The sequence below is a fragment of the Sphingopyxis sp. genome (assembly GCF_036402335.1).
Lineage (GTDB): Bacteria > Pseudomonadota > Alphaproteobacteria > Sphingomonadales > Sphingomonadaceae > Sphingopyxis.
This window is the reverse complement of record NZ_DASWTD010000192.1, coordinates 1-2009: the sequence shown is the minus strand read 5'-3', so window position 1 is coordinate 2009 and position 2009 is coordinate 1. Positions and strand designations below refer to the sequence as shown.

General features: G+C 67.0%; 3 protein-coding genes. 2 read left to right on the top strand and 1 reads right to left on the bottom strand.

Features of this window, described 5'->3' with window-relative positions; genetic code table 11:
- A partial coding sequence (locus tag VGD20_RS06125) for an efflux RND transporter permease subunit (RefSeq protein WP_331133604.1) occupies positions 1-1217 on the top strand: 1217 nt, incomplete at its 5' end.
- Positions 1150-1647, top strand: a complete 498-nt coding sequence (locus tag VGD20_RS21795; protein WP_414714550.1) for a winged helix-turn-helix transcriptional regulator — start codon at positions 1150-1152, stop codon at positions 1645-1647. The genes VGD20_RS06125 and VGD20_RS21795, both read left to right, overlap by 68 nt.
- A gap of 63 nt (positions 1648-1710) precedes the next feature.
- Here the strand turns inward: VGD20_RS21795 and VGD20_RS06120 are convergent.
- Positions 1711-2009: hypothetical protein (locus tag VGD20_RS06120; protein WP_331133603.1), on the bottom strand; the 299-nt coding region annotated here is incomplete at its 5' end.

The window sequence follows — 2009 nt, the reverse complement described above, 5'->3', positions numbered from 1 at the left end:
GCACGCCCTCGGAAGAGGCGCGCGACGCGTTGAAGGAGCGCCTGCGCGGAGCCGTATCCAATGGCCTTGCCGCCGCGGCGCGGGTGCGGGCGACGCAGCTCGTCTTCGGGCCCTATTCGCCCTTCCCCGTGGCGTTCCGCGTCAGCGGCCCCGACATCGACAAGGTGCGCGCCATCGCGGAGCGGGTCCGCGCGGTCATGGTCGAGGACCCGATGATGCGCACGGTCAACACCGACTGGGGCGAGCGCGTGCCGGCGCTTCACTTCGTGCTCGATCAGGATCGGCTGCGCGCCATGGGCCTCTCGTCGAGCGACGTCGGTGAGCAGCTCCAGTTCCTGCTTTCGGGCGTGACGGTCTCGCAGGCCCGCGAGGATATTCGCACCGTCGACGTGGTTGTACGGTCCGCCGGCGATGCGCGTCTCGATCCGGCGCGTATTGGCAGCTTCACCCTGACCGCCGCGAACGGCCAGCGCGTTCCCATCAGCCAGGTCGGCAAGCTCGAGCTCCGCATGGAGGACCCGATCCTGCTTCGCCGGGACCGTGTGCCGACGATCACGGTGCGCGGGGATATCGCCAACGGCTTGCAGCCGCCCGACGTCTCGACCGCCATGTTCAGGAAGCTCGGACCGGTGATCAGCACCTTGCCGCCCGGATATCGGATCGTCATGGGCGGCTCGATCGAGGAGGCGGGCAAGGCCAATGCGGCGCTGGCGCCGATCTTCCCGATCATGATCCTGCTGATGATGATCGTCATCATGCTGCAGGTCCGCAGCTTCTCGGCGATGGCGGTCGTTTTGCTGACCGCGCCTCTCGGATTGATCGGCGTGGTGCCGACGCTGCTGCTGACCGGCCAGCCCTTCGGGTTCAACGCCATATTGGGGCTGATTGCGCTGGCGGGCATCCTGATGCGCAACACGCTGATCCTGATCGGCCAGATTCAGGAGAACCGGCAGCAGGGCCTGCAACCCTTCGACGCGGTGATCGAGGCAACCGTGCAGCGGTCCCGGCCGGTGATCCTGACGGCGCTGGCTGCGGTCCTTGCCTTCGTCCCGCTGACCCATTCGGTGTTCTGGGGGGCGATGGCCTTCACGCTGATTGGCGGCACGCTGGTCGGAACGATCCTGACCCTCGTCTTCCTGCCTGCGCTCTATGCGCTCTGGTACCGGATCAAGCCTGGCGAGCAGAGCCCGCCCCCAGTCGCGGCGCCGGCGGCATGAGGGCGGGCGAATCCCGATTTGGGCGGAGCGGGGCTTCATGCCGCGAGGGGGCGTCGTGACGGATCCACGGCCTTCGCCCCGCCCGGCCGCTTGCGATGATCACGCGCAGCCGAGCGGCGATCCACTCGACGGGATCGAGGGTCGCTGGACATTGCAGATCCTGCTCTGTCTCAACGTGCGCGAACACCGTTTCTCGGACCTGAGGGCGGCAATTCCGCGAGTCAGCCCAAATATACTGACCGACCGGCTTCGCGCGCTGGAAAGCGTGGGGCTTATCGAGCGGCGCCATCTGCCGCTACCGCATGCCAGCCGGGTCTATATGCTGGCCAGTCTGGCCGCTGGCTTGAGACCGGCCCTGGATGCGCTCGCGAGCTGGCGAGCCGAAAAGCGCAATATGCTCCCTCCCGCAGAGTGCACTGGCCGATCATAGGCGCTGGGCATGAGATATGCAGGCCGATCGAGCGACCGCAGCACGTTCGTTCAGCGGCGGTCGTCAGGGCCGCTCCGATTCCTCCCGTGTTCGATTGGGGGTCACTATGCTGGCCTGAAAATCGGCTTCAACGATGCCGAGGCGCCATCCCGGCGGGATGGCGTCGGCGCCGGTGTCACCCGCCACGCGCGCGCTGTTGAGTTCCACGATCTTGCCGAAAGCGTCGCGGTCGACGACTGCGCCCGTCTGGGTGATGCGCAGGACCTGCCCGGTCTGTGCCGGGAAGACAAGCGCGGTGTAACCAAGCTGGCGCTCGGTCGATCCCTCCCAGACCGTTTTGCCATCAAGCGTGACGCGAAGCG

What these genes read in the sequence shown, in the direction of transcription:
- VGD20_RS21795 (WP_414714550.1), top strand. Translation starts at nt 1,150, where the DNA reads ATGCGCTCTGGTACCGGATCAAGCCTGGCGAGCAGAGCCCGCCCCCAG.